This is a genomic window from Stutzerimonas stutzeri, from assembly GCF_013522825.1.
Classification (GTDB): domain Bacteria; phylum Pseudomonadota; class Gammaproteobacteria; order Pseudomonadales; family Pseudomonadaceae; genus Stutzerimonas; species Stutzerimonas stutzeri_AK.
In genome coordinates, this window is record NZ_JAAMQZ010000016.1 from 12,185 (window position 1) to 28,939 (window position 16,755).

The 16,755-nt window shown below is 65.1% G+C and carries 14 protein-coding genes; 13 read left to right on the forward strand and 1 reads right to left on the reverse strand.

Annotated features, from left to right (window positions below):
* Positions 1-120 precede the first annotated feature (120 nt).
* The 7 genes from G7020_RS11775 to G7020_RS11805 all read left to right on the forward strand — a co-directional run bounded on the left by G7020_RS11775 (position 121) and on the right by G7020_RS11805 (position 8,689).
* Complete coding sequence (locus G7020_RS11775) at positions 121-1,272, forward strand: ABC transporter permease (RefSeq protein ID WP_181084593.1); 1,152 nt, start codon at positions 121-123, stop codon at positions 1,270-1,272.
* The gene (locus tag G7020_RS11780) at positions 1,269-2,054 is read left to right on the forward strand and encodes an ATP-binding cassette domain-containing protein (RefSeq protein WP_181084595.1); all 786 of its coding nucleotides are present in this window, start codon (positions 1,269-1,271) and stop codon (positions 2,052-2,054) included. Before G7020_RS11775 ends, G7020_RS11780 begins: the two co-directional genes overlap by 4 nt.
* Position 2,055: 1 nt before the next feature.
* Entirely contained in the window at positions 2,056-2,994 is a 939-nt protein-coding gene (locus tag G7020_RS11785; protein WP_181084597.1) for an MlaD family protein, read from the forward strand.
* Complete coding sequence (locus G7020_RS11790) at positions 2,991-3,623, forward strand: ABC-type transport auxiliary lipoprotein family protein (RefSeq protein WP_181084599.1); 633 nt, start codon at positions 2,991-2,993, stop codon at positions 3,621-3,623. The genes G7020_RS11785 and G7020_RS11790 overlap by 4 nt, the downstream gene beginning before the upstream one ends.
* A 143-nt stretch (positions 3,624-3,766) precedes the next feature.
* Complete coding sequence (locus tag G7020_RS11795; RefSeq protein WP_181084601.1) at positions 3,767-4,834, forward strand: HlyD family secretion protein; 1,068 nt, start codon at positions 3,767-3,769, stop codon at positions 4,832-4,834.
* On the forward strand, positions 4,831-7,572 hold the full coding sequence (gene rbbA / locus G7020_RS11800) for a ribosome-associated ATPase/putative transporter RbbA (RefSeq protein WP_181084768.1): 2,742 nt from the start codon (positions 4,831-4,833) through the stop codon (positions 7,570-7,572). The genes G7020_RS11795 and rbbA overlap by 4 nt, the downstream gene beginning before the upstream one ends.
* Position 7,573: 1 nt before the next feature.
* Complete coding sequence (locus tag G7020_RS11805; protein ID WP_181084603.1) at positions 7,574-8,689, forward strand: ABC transporter permease; 1,116 nt, start codon at positions 7,574-7,576, stop codon at positions 8,687-8,689.
* Here the strand turns inward: G7020_RS11805 and G7020_RS11810 are convergent.
* Positions 8,686-9,648 carry a diguanylate cyclase gene (locus tag G7020_RS11810; RefSeq protein ID WP_219852664.1) on the reverse strand — a complete coding sequence of 321 codons (963 nt, stop codon included), beginning with the start codon at positions 9,646-9,648 and terminating at the stop codon, positions 8,686-8,688. The genes G7020_RS11805 and G7020_RS11810 overlap by 4 nt on opposite strands.
* Positions 9,649-9,887: 239 nt before the next feature.
* On the opposite strand from G7020_RS11810, the gene rfbB reads away from it, so the two are divergent.
* From rfbB to G7020_RS11840, 6 genes are all read left to right on the forward strand, one after another.
* Positions 9,888-10,961 carry a dTDP-glucose 4,6-dehydratase gene (rfbB, locus tag G7020_RS11815; protein WP_181084605.1) on the forward strand — a complete coding sequence of 358 codons (1,074 nt, stop codon included), beginning with the start codon at positions 9,888-9,890 and terminating at the stop codon, positions 10,959-10,961.
* The gene (gene rfbA / locus G7020_RS11820) at positions 10,958-11,830 is read left to right on the forward strand and encodes a glucose-1-phosphate thymidylyltransferase RfbA (protein ID WP_181084607.1); all 873 of its coding nucleotides are present in this window, start codon (positions 10,958-10,960) and stop codon (positions 11,828-11,830) included. The genes rfbB and rfbA overlap by 4 nt, the downstream gene beginning before the upstream one ends.
* Positions 11,827-12,372 (forward strand): dTDP-4-dehydrorhamnose 3,5-epimerase, encoded by a 546-nt coding sequence (gene rfbC, locus G7020_RS11825; RefSeq protein WP_181084609.1) that lies wholly within the window; start codon positions 11,827-11,829, stop codon positions 12,370-12,372. The genes rfbA and rfbC overlap by 4 nt, the downstream gene beginning before the upstream one ends.
* On the forward strand, positions 12,369-13,283 hold the full coding sequence (gene rfbD, locus G7020_RS11830; RefSeq protein ID WP_181084611.1) for a dTDP-4-dehydrorhamnose reductase: 915 nt from the start codon (positions 12,369-12,371) through the stop codon (positions 13,281-13,283). The genes rfbC and rfbD overlap by 4 nt, the downstream gene beginning before the upstream one ends.
* Before the next feature lie 63 nt (positions 13,284-13,346).
* Positions 13,347-15,146: a sensor histidine kinase gene (locus tag G7020_RS11835; protein WP_181084612.1), complete on the forward strand. Its 1,800-nt coding sequence runs from the start codon at positions 13,347-13,349 to the stop codon at positions 15,144-15,146.
* Between the two features lie 5 nt (positions 15,147-15,151).
* Positions 15,152-16,537 (forward strand): sigma-54-dependent transcriptional regulator, encoded by a 1,386-nt coding sequence (locus tag G7020_RS11840; RefSeq protein WP_181084614.1) that lies wholly within the window; start codon positions 15,152-15,154, stop codon positions 16,535-16,537.
* The last annotated feature ends 218 nt before the right edge of the window (positions 16,538-16,755 follow it).

The window sequence follows — 16,755 nt, forward strand, 5'->3', positions numbered from 1 at the left end:
ACCCTGTCGGCTCACGACACCCTACGCAAACCGCAGACACCGGCAGGCTACAAAGCGCAAAGACTCCCGGTGTGCCAAGCTGCTAGGATCAGCTCGACGCCTTCAGAGACCGCCTTTTCGATGCCGCAACCGCCTTCGCTACCTGGCCAGCTTCAGCGCCAACCTGCAGACCCAGGGCAACCGACGCGACTGTCGATTCTCGGCGACTGGACACTCGCCCACTACGCCGCGCTCAAGCGCGAGATCGAGCGAGCCGCGCCGCCGCTCGATGACGCACAAGCAGTCGATCTCGACGGGCTGGGCGAGCTGGATACCGCCGGCGCCGGGCTGCTGGTGGAGCTGCTCGGCCCGGCGCGCATCGCACAGCTGGATGAATGGGCGCCACAGTTGCCCCTCGAGCGCCAGGCGCTGCTGCGCACCCTGGCCAGCGCCATGGACCAGCCGCCGGCCAGCCTGGCGCCTAAAACCAACGGCCTGGCCGATGTTCTGGCGCATATCGGCGGCACCCTGGCCGGGCTCTGGAACCAGCAACGCGCCCTGCTCGGCTTTATCGGCCTGACCCTGCAGACCCTCTTCAGCAGTTTCTGGAATCCCCGGCGCTGGCGTATCACGGCGCTGGTCGCGCATATCGAGCAGACCGGCCTGGACGCTATCCCCATCGTCGCGCTGCTGACCTTCCTGGTCGGCGCGGTGGTGGCCTTTCTCGGCGCCACGGTGCTGGCCGATTTCGGCGCGACCATCTACACGGTCAACCTGGTAGCCTTTTCCTTCCTGCGCGAGTTCGGCGTGCTGCTCGCGGCGATCCTGCTCGCCGGGCGCACCGCCAGCGCCTTCGCCGCGCAGATCGGCGCGATGAAGGCCAACGAGGAAATCGACGCTATCCGCGCCATCGGCCTGAGCCCCATCGAGCTGCTGGTGCTGCCCAGGGTGCTGGCGATGCTGATCACCCTGCCGATCCTGACCTTCATCGGCATGCTCAGCGGCATCATCGGCGGGCTGGTGGTGTGCTCGCTGGCGCTGGATATCTCGCCGGCGATGTTCTTCAACATCCTGCAGCGCGACATTTCCATCAGCCATTTCCTGGTCGGCCTGGGCAAGGCGCCGGTATTCGCCTTCCTGATCGCCGTGATCGGCTGCCTGGAAGGCTTCAAGGCCAGCGGCAGCGCACAGTCGGTGGGCGAGCACACCACCTCCAGCGTGGTGCAGTCGATCTTCATGGTGATCCTGATCGATGCCGTCGCCGCACTGTTCTTCATGGAGATGGGCTGGTGAAAGCGGACGAACCCGTCATTCAGGTCAGAGGCCTGGTCAACCGTTTCGGCAGTCAGGCGGTGCACGTCAACCTCGACCTGGACATCCGCCGCGGAGAAATCCTCGGTGTGGTCGGCGGCTCCGGCACCGGCAAGTCGGTGTTGCTGCGCAGCATCGTCGGCCTGCGCCAGCCCAACGCCGGCAGCGTCACGGTTTTCGGTGAAAACCTGCTGAAACTGCCTACCCGGCGCCGTTCGCAGATCGAGCGGCGCTTCGGCGTGCTGTTCCAGCGCGGCGCCCTGTTCACCTCGCTGAACCTGCAGGAAAACGTCGCTCTGCCGCTGATCGAGCACGCCGGGCTCAAGCGCGCCGATGCCGAACACCTGGCCCGGCAGAAACTGGCCCTGGCCGGTCTGCCGCCCGACGCCGCCTGCAAATACCCCGACGAGCTGTCCGGCGGCATGGTCAAGCGCGCCGCCCTGGCCCGTGCGCTGGCGCTGGACCCGGAGGTGCTGTTTCTCGACGAGCCCACCGCCGGCCTCGACCCCATCGGCGCGGCGGCCTTCGACCAGCTGATCCTGACCCTGCGCGACGCCCTGGGCCTGAGCGTGTTCCTCGTGACCCACGATCTGGATACGCTCTACACCATCTGCGACCGCGTCGCGGTGCTGTCGCAGAAACGTGTGCTGGTGGTCGATACATTGTCCGCCGTCGCCGCCACCGACGACGCCTGGATTCGCGAATATTTTCACGGCCCACGTGGCCGCGCCGCGCAGGATGCCGCGCAAAAGTTGGAGAGTTGAAATGGAAACCCGTGCCCATCATGTCCTGATCGGACTCTTCACCGTGATCGCGGTCGGTTGCGCGCTGCTCTTCGCCCTCTGGCTGGGCAAGTCGAGCATGGACCGCGAATACAGCTATTACGACGTCGGCTTCAGGCAGGCGGTCAGCGGCCTGTCCACAGGCAACTCGGTTGAATACAGCGGCATCAAGGTCGGTGACGTCACCGAGCTGTGGCTCGACCCCGAGGACCCGCGCAAGGTCCGCGCCCGTATTCGCGTATATGGCGGCACACCGATCAAGACCGACACCCAGGCGCGTCTGGCGCTGGCCAACATCACCGGCAGCATGGTCATCCAGCTGCACGGCGGTACGCCGGAAAGCCCGCGCCTGGAAGGCTCGCGTGACGATCCGCCGCTGATCATCGCCGACCCCTCCTCGCTCAGCGCACTGCTGGAAAACGGTGAAGACCTGATGAGCAACATCAACAACCTGCTGCTCAGCGCCAACCAGATCTTCTCCGAGGAAAACACCACGCGCCTGTCGCGTACCCTGGAACACCTGGAACAGGCCACCAGCGTGCTGTCCGAGCAGCGCGGCGACATTGGCCGCGCACTGGAGCAGTTCGGCCAGCTCAGCCAGCAGGCCAATGGCCTGATGAGCGAGCTTTCCAGCCTGGCGCACAACGCCAACGGCCTGCTCGACGACCAGGGCCGCAGCGTCCTCGACAGCGCCGCGCAATCGATGAATGCCCTGAATCGCAGCACCGCCCGCCTCGACCAGCTCCTGACCGAGAACGAGGGCGCGCTGAACAACGGCCTGCAGGGTTTCAACGAACTGGGGCCGGCGATCAACGAGCTGCGCAGCACCCTCGGCGCCCTGCGCCGCGTCACCCAGCGCCTGGAAGACAACCCGAGCGGCTTCCTGCTCGGACGTGAAAGACTGCAGGAGTTCACCCCATGAGCATTCGACTTCACTCACCTTCTCGCCTCGTCCTGCTGGGCGGATTCCTGGCGTTGCTTTCGGCCTGCTCGATACTGCCTTCGCCCGAACCGCTGCGGATCTTCCTGCTGCCGACCAGCGACCTGGCACCGACGCCGGTCGAGCAACAGGCGCAGCCATACGCACTGCGCATCAATACGCCGCAAGCCAGCCGCATTCTGTCCAGCCCACGCATTGCCGTGGTCCCACAAGGCAACGAGATCAGCGCCTACCAGGGCGCGCGTTGGAGCGATGCCGCGCCCGCGCTGCTGCGCGACCGCCTGATCGAAGCCTTCCAGCATGACGGTCGCATGCCTTCGGTGAGCAACGAGGACGACAACCTGCCCGCCGATCTGGCCCTGCACAGCGACCTGCGCGCCTTCCAGAGCGTCTACGTCGATGGCGCGCCGCAGGTGGTGATCCGCCTCGATGTGCGCCTTGTCAGCCAGCACAACCACCAGACCCTGGGCAACCGTCGCTTCGAGATTCGCCAGCCCAGCGCCGATCCCAGCGTCGAAAGCGTGGTCGAGGCCTTTGGCCGGGCCAGTGACGACCTGAGCCGCGAACTGCTCGACTGGACCTTCGAGCAGGCACGCAAGCTGACCCGATAACGACCGGCGCACCCCGGACCGAGCCGGCTCGCAACCAGGGCTCGCAGAATGTTCATGGAGTGCACCGAAATTGATCCAGATGAACATGCCGCTGTCGGCCCTGCTGCACAATGGGTCCGACCATCAGGCCAAGCGGAGTGATCATGAACCAGGCACGAATCCTCAGGTTTCTGGCCATCGGCGGCGTTATCGCCGTCATCGCCGTGCTGATCTGGAACGAACTGCGCCCCAGCGGCCTGGGCGATAGCTTCGCCAGCGGCAACGGACGCATCGAGGCCACCGAGATCGACGTGGCGACCAAGCTGGCCGGGCGCGTGCTGGAAATCAATGTCGATGAGGGCGACTTCGTCCAGCCGGGCCAGGTGCTCGCACGCATGGATACCGAGGTGCTGCTGGCGCAACTCAACCAGGCCCGCGCCCAGGTGCGCCAGGCCGAGAATGCCATCCTCACTGCGCAGTCCATGGTCGCCATGCGCGAAAGCGAGAAGGCCACCGCCGAGGCTGTGGTGCATCAGCGCCGCGCCGAACTGACCGCCGCGCAGAAGCGCCACCAGCGCACCGAAACCCTGGTGGCGCGCAACGCCATGGCACGCCAGCAGCTCGATGATGATCTGGCGGCGATGCAGAGCGCCCAGGCCGCCCTGGCGGCGGCACGCTCGCAGGTGCTGTCGGCAGAGGCAGGGATTGCCGCGGCGAAATCTCAGGTGATCGAGGCGCAATCGGCGGTCGAAGCGGCCCAGGCCAGCGTCGCCCGGCTGCAGGCGGATATCCGTGACAGCGAGCTGAAGAGCGATCGCGTCGCCCGCGTGCAGTACCGTGTGACCCAGCCCGGCGAGGTGCTGGGTGCCGGCGGCAAGTTGCTCAACCTGGTCGATCTGGCCGATGTCTACATGACCTTCTTTCTGCCAGAGCGACAAGCGGGCCGCGTCGCCATCGGCGCCGACGTGCATCTGGTGATCGATGCGGCGCCGCAATACGTAATCCCGGCCAAGGTCAGCTACGTGGCCAGCGTCGCGCAGTTCACGCCCAAGACCGTCGAGACCGAGAGCGAGCGCGAGAAGCTGATGTTCCGGGTCAAGGCACGGCTCGATCCCGAACTGCTGAGCAAGCACATGGACCAGGTCAAGACCGGCCTGCCCGGCATGGCCTACCTCAAGCTCGACGCCGATGCCGAATGGCCCGAACACCTGCGCGTCAACGTAGCGCCATGACGCCGGACGCAACGCCAGTGGCGCAGGTCGCAAACCTGACCCTGCGCTACGGCAGAACCCTTGCTCTCGACGACCTGAGCCTGGCGTTGCCGGCAGGCTGCATGGTCGGCCTGATCGGCCCGGATGGCGTCGGCAAGTCCAGCCTGCTGGCGCTGATCGCCGGTGCGCGACGGCTGCAGCAGGGCCGGGTGCAGGTGCTGGACGGCGACATGGCCGATGCCGCGCATCGCCGCCGGGTCTGTCCGCGCATCGCCTACATGCCGCAGGGCCTGGGCAAGAATCTCTACCCGACCCTCACCGTATTCGAGAACCTGGACTTCTTCGGCCGGCTGTTCGGCCAGGATGCCGAGGAGCGCCAGCGGCGCATCGCCGACCTCACCCACAGTACCGGCCTGGCCGCCTTCACCGAACGCCCGGCGGGCAAGCTCTCCGGCGGCATGAAACAGAAGCTCGGCCTGTGCTGCGCGCTGATCCACGACCCCGACCTGCTGATCCTCGATGAGCCCACCACTGGCGTCGACCCGCTGGCGCGCAACCAGTTCTGGGAACTGATCGCCCGCATTCGCCAGAATCGCCCACAGATGAGCGTGCTGGTAGCCACCGCCTACATGGACGAGGCGCAACGCTTCGACTGGCTGGTGGCCATGGACGAAGGTCGCATGCTGGCCACCGGCACTCCCGCCGAACTGCTGAACCGTACCGGCAGCGATGATCTGGAAGCCGCCTTCATCGCCCTGCTGCCGGAAGAAAAGCGCCGCGACCACCGCGCGCTGGTGATTCCGCCGCGCCAGCAGGCCGGCGGCGAGCCGGAAAGCGCCATCGAGGCCCACGACCTGACCCTGCGTTTCGGCGATTTCGTCGCGGTGGACAAGGTGAGCTTTCGCATCGAGCGCGGGGAAATCTTCGGCTTTCTCGGCTCCAACGGCTGCGGCAAGACCACCACCATGAAGATGCTCACCGGTCTGTTGCCCGCCAGCGAGGGCGAGGCCTTCCTGTTCGGCCAGCCGGTGGACCCGCGCGATATCGACACCCGCCGCCGGGTCGGCTACATGTCGCAGGCCTTCTCGCTGTATGGCGAGTTGAGCGTCGTGCAGAACCTTGAACTGCACGCACGGCTGTTCCACATCCCCAGAAACCAGCATGCCGAGCGGATACGCGAGATGCTGACGCGTTTCGGCCTGGAGTCGGTCGCCGACAGCCTGCCCAACGATCTGCCGCTGGGTGTCCGTCAGCGTCTGTCATTGGCGGTGGCGGTGATCCACAAACCGGAAATCCTGATCCTCGACGAGCCTACTTCCGGCGTCGATCCGGTGGCACGCGACGGTTTCTGGGCGCTGCTGATCCGGCTGTCACGCGATGATGGCGTGACCATCTTCATCTCCACCCACTTCATGAACGAGGCGCTGCGCTGCGACCGCATGTCGATGATGCATGCCGGGCGCGTACTCGACAGCGACTCGCCCCGCGCGCTGATGGCCAAGCGCGGCCTGCCGACGCTGGAACAGACCTTTATCGCCTATCTGGAAGACGCCACCGGCGAAGGGCCAGCCACCAATGCCACGCCGCAGACGCTCCAGGCCGAACCGATCGCCAGCGATGCCGCCGCACGGCAATCACGCTTCAGCCTGCAACGCCTGCTCAGCTACAGCGGACGCGAAGCGATGGAGCTGCGCCGCGACCCGATTCGCGCCACCCTGGCCATGCTGGGCACCCTGATGCTGATGTTCATCATGGGCTACGGCATCAACATGGACGTGGAAAACCTCAGCTTCGCGGTGCTCGACCGCGACCAGACCACCACCAGCCAGGCCTATGTGCAGAACATCGCCGGCTCACGTTACTTCAGCGAACGCGCGCCGCTGCACGACTATGGCGAACTGGAGCAGCGCATGCGTAGCGGCCAGATCAGCCTGGCGGTGGAAATCCCACCGAATTTCGGACGCGACCTGAAACGCGGCAACCCGCCTGAAGTGGGCTTCTGGATCGACGGCGCAATGCCCATGCGCGCCGACACCATCAAGGGCTACGTACAGGGCATCCACCTGAGCTACCTGCAGCAACTGGCGCGCGAGGCCGGCCACGAGGCTGGCAGCCCGGTGGATATCGCCCTGCGCTACCGCTACAACCCGGACGTACAGAGCCTGCCAGCGATGGTGCCGGCGGTGATTCCGCTGCTGCTGATGCTGATCCCGGCGATGCTCACCGCCCTCGGCGTGGTGCGTGAGAAGGAGCTGGGGTCGATCACCAACCTCTACGTCACACCGGTGACGCGCCTGGAATTCCTGCTCGGCAAGCAACTGCCCTATATCGCCCTGGGCATGATCAATTTCTTCATGCTGGTGGCGCTGGCGGTGCTGGTCTTCGGCGTGCCGGTCAAGGGCAGCCTGCTGACGCTGACGCTCGGTGCGCTGCTCTATGTCATCTGCGCCACTGCGCTGGGCCTGCTGATGTCGTCAATCCTCAACAGCCAGATCGCAGCCATCTTCGGCACCGCCATCGCCACCCTGGTGCCGGCGGTACAGTTTTCCGGCCTGATGCATCCGATCTCTGCCATGGAGGGCGCTAGCGCCTTCATCGGCAATATCTACCCCACCAGTCACTTCCTGATCATCAGCCGCGGCGTGTTCTCCAAATCCCTTGGGCTGGCGGAGCTGTATCCCTATTTCATTCCCCTGCTGCTGGCGATTCCGCTGCTGACCCTGTTCAGCGTCGCCGGCCTGAAAAAGCAGGAGAAGTGAAATGAGGAAGCTTTCCAACATCCTGCAACTGGGCATCAAGGAGCTGCGCAGCCTGTACCGCGACCCGGCGCTGCTGTTGCTGATCGTCTACGCCTTCACGCTGGGTATCTACTCCAGCGCCACCGGCGTGCCCGAGGCACCGCACCGCGCCACCATCGGCATCATCGACGAAGACCAGTCGCAGGCTTCGACGCGTATCGTCAACGCCTTCCAGCTGCCCTATTTCCTGCCACCCAAAGCCATTGACCTGGCCGCGATGGACAGCGGCATGGACGCCGCGCGCTACACCTTCACGCTGAATATCCCGCCGAACTTCCAGCAGGACCTGCTCGCCGGGCGCCAGCCGAGTATCCAGCTCAATGTCGACGCCACCCAGATCAGCCAGGCCTTCACCGGCGCCGGGCACATCCAGCAGATCATCACGGCCGAAGTCGCGGAATTTCTCAGCCGCTACCGCCAGGTCGATGCCTATCCCGTGCGGGCGGTGGTGCACACGGCCTTCAACCCGAACCTGCTGCGCGCCTGGTTCGGCGCGGTGAACGAAGTGATCAACCAGATCACCATGCTCTCGATCATCCTCACCGGCGCCGCGCTGATCCGCGAGCGCGAGCACGGCACCATCGAACACCTGCTGGTGATGCCGGTGACGCCCTTCGAGATCATGTCGGCCAAGGTCTGGTCGATGGGGCTGGTGGTGCTGCTGGCCTCAGCCTTCGCCCTGCGCCTCGTCGTCGAAGGCTGGCTGCAGGTGCCGATCCAGGGTTCGATCCTGCTGTTCATGGGCGGCGCCGCTTTGCACCTGTTCGCCACCACCTCCATCGGCATCTTCTTCGGCACCCTGGCGCGCTCGATGCCGCAGCTGGGCCTGCTGATCATCCTGGTGCTGATTCCGCTGCAGATCCTTTCCGGCGGCATGACCCCGCGCGAAAGCATGCCGGAGGCAGTGCAGCACATCATGCTGGCGGCACCGACCACACACTTCGTCGAACTGGCCCAGGCGATCCTGTTTCGCGGCGCCGGGATCAACATCGTCTGGCCGCAGCTGCTGGCGCTGGCAGTGATTGGCAGCGCCTTCTTCGTCGGCGCCCTGTCGCGGCTGCGCAAGTCGCTGCGCTAAGAAGGCTCCGCACAAGCCGCCGTCTGGATACGATTGCGCCCGGAGCGCTTGGCCTGCAACAGCGCCTGGTCGGCCTCGCCCAGCAACGTATCGAGGCAGACCGCCTCATGCTCGTGCACCGCCACGCCAAAGCTTGCGGTGCAGCCAAGCGAGCGCCCCTCGCACTCGACCACCAGCGATTCGATATCGGCGCGCAGGCGCTCGGCAATCGCCCAGGCCTGCTGCATGCGCGTATCCGGCAGCAGCACCGCGAACTCCTCGCCACCCATGCGACCCAAGACATCCCCCGGGCGCAGCAGGGGCGGCAACCGCTGACCAATGGCGCGCAGCAAGGCATCGCCGGCAGCATGGCCGTGGGTGTCATTGATATGTTTGAAATGATCGACATCGAACATCAGCACAGCGACCGGATAACCGGCACGCGCACGCCGGCAGAAGCGCTCGCCCAGGTCGAAGAAGGCTCGACGGTTGTTCAGCCCGGTCAGCTCGTCGGTTCGTGCCAGCGCCTCGGCACGAGCAACCGCCTTTTCCAGCGCCTGCTCCATGCGCTTGCGATCAGTGATGTCGGCGGCGATCTCCAGCCGCACGATGCGCCCGTCAGTCCATTCGATGGCCTGGTCACGACATTGATACCAGTGGCCATTGCGGGTGTTCTGAAATTCCCAGACATGCACGCCGGAAGGCTTGCCATCGACATCCAGCAGCCGGGAATTGCTGCAGAAGCCGCAGGGGCCATCCTGGTTGTCCTGCAGCACCTGCCAGCACCTGCGCCCATGGAAATCACCCCATTTCTGGCGACCGTAAGCGTTGACGTACAGCAGCTCGTGGCTGTCCATGTCCGCCACGTACACCAACGCATCGAGGCGGTCGAGGATGGTCGCCAGGCTGGCCTCGGCCACCCCGAGGCCGGGCGGGGGCGCAACGCCCTGAAAATCCGAATCGAGTGGCAGGGTATGCACTCCTTTGTTTTTCTTGCCGACAATCAAAGCCGCTTCGCTCAAATACCAGACAGCTTGCCGTCGCCGACACACCGATGCAAGTTCGCCATCATTGCGGAGGATTGGCGCCTGTTATGCTAAATACGTCGCGCGCAGAGCGCCGCCATCTGCAGTTTCGGAATTTTTGCCTGCTCAACCGGTCTATCAGCCGACATGCTAGAACCTGCCGCCCTGCAACACGCCAAGGAAGTCCACCCATCATGCGTATTCTCGTCACCGGCGGAGCCGGTTTCATCGGTTCGGCCCTGATCCGTCATCTCATTCGCGACACCGGGCACAGCGTGCTCAACCTGGACAAACTCACCTACGCCGGCAATCTCGAATCCCTGGCGCACGTGGATGGCGATACGCGCTATCAGTTCCTGCAGGCCGACATCGCCGACCGCGAGCGGGTCAGCGAAGCGCTGCTGGAGTTCCAGCCGGACGCCATCATGCACCTGGCCGCCGAATCCCATGTCGATCGCTCCATCGACGGTCCGGCCGAGTTCATCCAGACCAACATCGTCGGCACCTACCAGTTGCTGGAAGCTGCCCGCGCCTACTGGCAGAGCCTGCCGGAAGGCCGTCGTGAAGCCTTCCGCTTCCATCACATTTCCACCGACGAGGTGTACGGCGACCTGCACGGCGTCGACGACCTGTTCACCGAGACCACGCCCTACGCGCCCAGCTCGCCCTATTCTGCGAGCAAGGCTTCGTCCGACCATCTGGTCCGTGCCTGGCAGCGCACCTACGGCCTGCCGGTGCTGATCACCAACTGCTCGAACAACTACGGCCCCTATCACTTCCCCGAGAAGCTGATCCCGCTGGTGATCCTCAACGCGCTGGATGGCAAGCCGCTGCCGGTCTACGGCGACGGCGCCCAGGTGCGTGACTGGCTCTACGTCGAGGATCACGCCCGTGCGCTGTTCAAGGTGGTCAGTGAAGGGAAGGTCGGCGAGACCTACAACATCGGCGGCCACAACGAGCAGAAGAACATCGACGTGGTGCGCGGCATCTGCGCGCTGCTGGAAGAGCTGGCGCCGAGCAAGCCCGAAGGCGTGGCGCGCTATGAAGACCTGATCACCTTCGTCAAGGATCGCCCCGGCCACGACCTGCGCTACGCCATCGATGCCGGCAAGATCGAGCGCGAGCTGGGCTGGGTCCCGCAGGAAACCTTCCAGACCGGCCTGCGCAAGACCGTGCAGTGGTATCTGGACAACCTCGAATGGTGCCGTCGCGTACAGGATGGCAGCTATCAACGTGAGCGCCTCGGCGCCCTGGAGAACATCGCATGAAGGGAATCATCCTCGCCGGCGGCTCCGGCACCCGGCTGCACCCGATCACCCTCGGGGTATCCAAGCAGCTGCTGCCGATCTACGACAAACCCATGGCCTACTATCCGATCTCGGTGCTGATGCTCGCCGGCATCCGCGAGATCCTGGTCATCTCCACACCACAGGACCTGCCGCAGTACCGCAACCTGCTGGGCGACGGCAGCCAGTTCGGGGTCAGCTTCAGCTATGCCGAGCAGCCCTCGCCGGACGGCCTGGCCCAGGCCTTCCTGATCGGCGAGCAATTCATCGGCGACGATTCGGTGTGCCTGATCCTCGGCGACAACATCTTCCACGGCCAGCATTTCACCGAGAAGCTGCAGCGCGCCTCGGCGCAGAAAAGCGGCGCCACGGTGTTCGGCTACTGGGTCAAGGACCCCGAGCGCTTCGGCGTGATCGACTTCGACGAGAACGGCAAGGCGCTGTCCATCGAGGAAAAGCCGCAGCAGCCCAAGTCCAGCTATGCGGTCACCGGTCTGTACTTCTACGACAACGACGTGATCGAGATCGCCAAGTCGATCAAGCCCTCGCCGCGCGGCGAGCTGGAGATTACCGACGTCAACAATGCCTACCTCAGGCGTGGCGACCTCAACGTCGAGCGTTTCGGTCGCGGCTTCGCCTGGCTCGACACCGGCACCCACGACAGCCTGCTGGAAGCCTCGCAGTATGTGCAGACCATCGAGCATCGCCAGGGCCTGAAGGTCGCCTGCCTGGAGGAAATCGCCTACCAGCACAAGTGGATCGACCGCGAGCAGCTGCTGCGCCGCGCCGATGCGCTGGGCAAGACCGGCTATGGCCAGTACCTGTTCAAGATCGCCGGGGAACACCCATGAAGGTCATCGAAACCAGCATTCCCGATGTGCTGATCATCGAGCCGAAGGTCTTCGGCGACGAGCGCGGATTCTTCTACGAGAGCTTCAACGCCGCAGCCTTCGAGGCGGCGACCGGGCTCACGCGCAGTTTCGTCCAGGACAACCATTCCAAGTCCCAGCGCGGCGTGCTGCGCGGCCTGCATTACCAGATCCAGCAACCCCAGGGGAAACTGGTGCGGGTGGTGGCCGGCGAGGTGTTCGACGTGGCCGTGGACCTGCGCCGCAGCTCGCCGAGCTTCGGGCGCTGGACCGGCACCCGCCTGAGCGCCGAGAACCAGCGCCAGCTGTGGATTCCCGAAGGCTTCGCGCATGGCTTCGTGGTCCTCAGCGAGAGTGCCGAGTTTCTCTACAAGACCACCGACTACTATGCGCCGGAGCATGAGCGCAGCCTGCTGTGGAACGACCCCGAACTGGGTATCGAATGGCCCATCGACGAATCGCCGCAGTTGTCCGCCAAGGACATCGCAGGCAAACGCCTGAGTGAGGTTGAACTTTTTCCATGAAGATCCTGGTCACCGGCAGCAAGGGGCAACTGTCGCAAGAGCTGCAGCTGGCACTCGCCGGTGAAGGAAAGGTGCTTGCACTCGGTCATCAGGCCCTGAACCTGGCCGAACCGGAGCAGATTCGCCAGCAGGTGCGCCTGCTGCGTCCCGACCTGATCATCAACGCGGCGGCCTATACCGCCGTCGATTCCGCGCAGAGCGACCGCCAACAGGCTTTCGCGGTCAACGCCACAGGACCCGGCGTGCTGGCGGAAGAAGCAGCACGCCTCGATGTCCCGCTGATTCACTATTCCACCGACTACGTATTCGATGGGCGCAAGCCCGCGCCTTATCAGGAACATGATCAGACTGCGCCGCTGAGCGTCTATGGCGAGAGCAAGCTGGCCGGCGAACAGGCCATCCAGGCTGTCGCTGGCGAGCATCTGATCCTGCGCACCAGCTGGGTCTATTCGCTGTACGGGCGCAACTTCCTGCTGACCATGCAACGCTTGATGCAGGAGCGTGACGCGCTGTCGATCGTCGACGACGAGATCGGCGCGCCGACCTGGGCCGGCAGCATCGCCACGGCCACTGCCGGGATCGTGCAGCAGTGGCGCACCGGCAAGGGCAGTCTCAGCGGCCTGTATCACCTGTCCGCCACCGGCGAAACCTCCTGGTACGGCTTCGCCTGCAGCATTGCCGAACACCTCAAGCAACAGGACCGGTTACGCGCCAGGCTCGAACCGATTGCCTCCAAGGACTACCCGACCGCCGCCCAGCGCCCACTCAATTCACGCCTGGACTGCGCTCAGCTGCAACACGACTGGAACCTCCAGCTCCCCGACTGGGAAGCGGCGCTACAGGACTGCCTGTCCAGCCCACGCAGCCCCCAGGCCGCCGCACACGGCATGCAGGCTATCCAGAACGCCTGACAAGTCGTGGCTCCCATGCAGCCCTGAGTGTGCATAATGTGCGCGAATCCCAGGCGCATCCGCATGACTCCACCCGAATCCCTCCGTCGCCCACGCTGGCGCAACCTGGCGTTGCTGACGCTGCTGCTCGCGCCGCTGCTGTGGCCGTTGCAACAGCTGGCCGAGCGCTATTACCGCAACGAACGGATCGAACAGAACCGCCAGACCCTGGACCTCTACGTCGCCAACCTGCTCGGCACCCTGCGCCAATACGAGGTGCTGCCGCGCATTCTCGGCGACCTGCCGGACCTGCGCAGCCTGTTGCGTGACAGCCAAAGCCCCGCCCTGACCGATCAGGCCAATCGCCTGCTGAACCGGCTGCGCCAGCAGACGGGTGCCGACGTCATCTATCTGATGGATACCAACGGGCTGACCCTGGCCACCTCCAACTGGGATGCCGAAGACAGCTTCATTGGCCGCAACTTCGCCTTCCGCCCCTATTTCCGCCAGGCGATGGAGGGCCAGCTCGGGCGCTTCTACGGTCTGGGCAACACTTCCGGCAAGCGCGGCTACTATTTCGGTGCGGCGGTACGCGACGATGAGGGCACTCTCGGCGTACTGGTGGTCAAGGTCGATCTGGACCACACCGAAACGCTCTGGGGCAATGCCCCCGAGCAACTGCTGGTTACCGACAGTTTCGGCGTGGTGATTCTCACCTCCCGCCCCGACTGGCGCTTCCGTGCCAGCCGCGCCCTGGATGCCGAAGAACGCGAGCAGATCGCCTTCGACCAGCCCTACCCGACAATCACGCCACAGCCCCTGACGCTGGATATCGAACGTTGGCTGATCCAGAGCCGCGAACTGAAGGAAACCGGCTGGACGGTACGCATCCTCGCCCCCATCACCCTGCTCGAACGCCCGGTACGCACCGTGGTGGCCATCGGCGGCGCCACCCTCGCCGCACTGTTGCTGCTGGTCGGCCTGTGGATGCAGCGGCGGCGACATTACCTTGAACGCATCGCCCTGGATGCCAGAGCACGACAGCAGCTGGAACGCCGCGTGCAGGAGCGCACCCAGGACCTGGAGGCACTCAACAGCCGTCTCAAGCAGGAAGTCCTGGAACGTGAGCAGGCCCAGCAGGAACTGGTCCGCGCCCAGGACGAACTGCTGCAGGCCGGCAAGCTGTCGGCGCTGGGTACCATGAGCGCCAGCATCAGCCACGAGCTCAACCAGCCGCTGGGCGCCATCCGCAGCTATGCCGACAATGCCGGGGTACTGCTCGACCAGCAGCGCAACGACGAGGCGCGTGACAACCTCCGGCTGATCAGCGAACTCACCGCGCGCATGGCCTCGATCATTGCCCACCTGCGCGCCTTCGCCCGCCGCGACCGCCATGCGCCCGAGCGGGTAGCGCTGCAGCCGGCGCTGGACGATGCCCTGGCGCTGCTGGCCAAGCGCCGCCAAGGCATGGGGGTCGAGCTGATCCGCGATCTGCCGGAGGCGACCCTCTGGGTCCAGGCCGGCGAGACACGGCTGCGGCAGATTCTGTCCAATCTGCTGGCCAATGCCCTCGATGCACTGAACGAGCGACCACCGGGGCGACGTATCTGGCTGCGTGCCGAGCGACACGAAGAAGGCATCCTGCTGACCCTGCGCGACAACGGTCCCGGCTTCAGCGCCGAGGCCCTGCAACGCGCCCGCGAGCCCTTCTTCACCACCAAGACCAGCACCCAGGGCCTGGGCCTGGGTCTGGCCATCTGCGATACCCTTGCCCGCGCCCTGGATGGCGAGCTGACCCTGGCCAACCATCCCGAAGGCGGCGCCCAGTTATGTCTTTACCTGCGCAGCGCCGATCCGGGCGTGACCTTTCCGAGCGAGGACTGAACCGCATGAGCCAGATCGATTCCCGGACCCAGGTGCTGCTGATCGACGACGACCCCTATCTGCGCAAGGCACTCAGCCAGACCCTCGATCTGGCCGGCCTGCGCGTGCTCGATCTGGACGACGCACGCAACCTGACGGCGCGACTGCCGGCGGACTGGCCGGGCGTGGTGGTCAGCGATATCCGCATGCCGGGCATCGATGGCCTGCAACTGCTGCAACAACTGCAAAGCCACGACGCCGAGCTGCCGGTGCTGCTGATCACCGGCCACGGCGATATCCAGCTGGCGGTGCAGGCCATGCGTGCCGGCGCCTATGACTTTCTGGAAAAACCCTTCCCCAGCGAAGCCCTGCTCGACAGCGTGCGCCGCGCCCTGGCCCTGCGCCAGCTGGTGCTGGACAACCGCAGCCTGCGTCTGGCCCTGGCCGACCGCCAGCAATTGTCGGCGCGCCTGCTCGGTCAGTCAGCGGCGATGCAGCGACTGCGTGAACAGATCGGCGCGCTGGCCGGCACTCAGGCCGACGTGCTGATCCTTGGTGAAACGGGCGCAGGCAAAGAGGTCGTCGCCCGCGCGCTGCATGACCTGTCGAGCCGGCGCAACGGCCCCTTCGTCGCCATCAACGCCGGTGCGCTGGCCGAGTCGGTGGTGGAAAGCGAGCTGTTCGGCCACGAGGCCGGCGCCTTCACCGGCGCGCAGAAACGCCGCATCGGCAAGTTCGAATTCGCCAACGGCGGCACCCTGTTCCTCGACGAGATCGAGAGCATGAGCCTCGACGTGCAGGTCAAGCTGCTGCGCATGTTGCAGGAACGTGTGGTCGAGCGGCTGGGCGGCAACCAGACCATCAGCCTGGATATCCGCGTGATCGCCGCCACCAAGGAGGATCTGCGCCTGGCTGCCGATCAGGGCCGCTTCCGCGCCGACCTCTATTACCGGCTGAACGTCGCACCGCTGCGTATTCCGCCCCTGCGCGAGCGCAGCGAGGACCTGCTGCTGCTGTTCCGGCACTTCGGCGAAACCGCCGCCGAGCGCCACGGGTTGCCGGTTCGCGAGCTGCGCCCGCAGCAGCGTGCGCAATTGCTGCGTCATGCCTGGCCGGGCAACGTGCGTGAGCTGCAGAACACCGCCGAACGTTTCGCGCTGGGGCTTGATCTGGGACTGGATGAGTCTGGCCAATTCGCCGAAGCCGTGCCGCCTATCGGCCTTGCTCTCGGCGAGCAGGTCGATGCCTTCGAGCGCGCCCTGATCGCGGCGGAACTGGCGCGCCCGCATAGCTCGCTACGCAGTGTCGCCGAAGCACTGGGGCTGCCACGCAAGACCCTGCACGACAAGTTGCGCAAACACGGTCTAAGCTTCGCCGATGCTGGCGGAAGCTCGCCGGATGATGGCGAATAGCTGGCGGTTTTCCGCCACGACGCTCCTCGCAGATATCTTTCTTCTGTAGGAGTGCCGGCTTCACGGTAAACAACGCCTCGGAACAGGCGACGACAGCCACCCAGGCATTCGACTAAAGTTTTAGAGCCTGTAAGCTGAAAAATCCTGCACGAGGCATTTATCGGCATTTCGCTATCACAGCACAGACTACCTGCACGTATCGCTCATATCTGGCACAG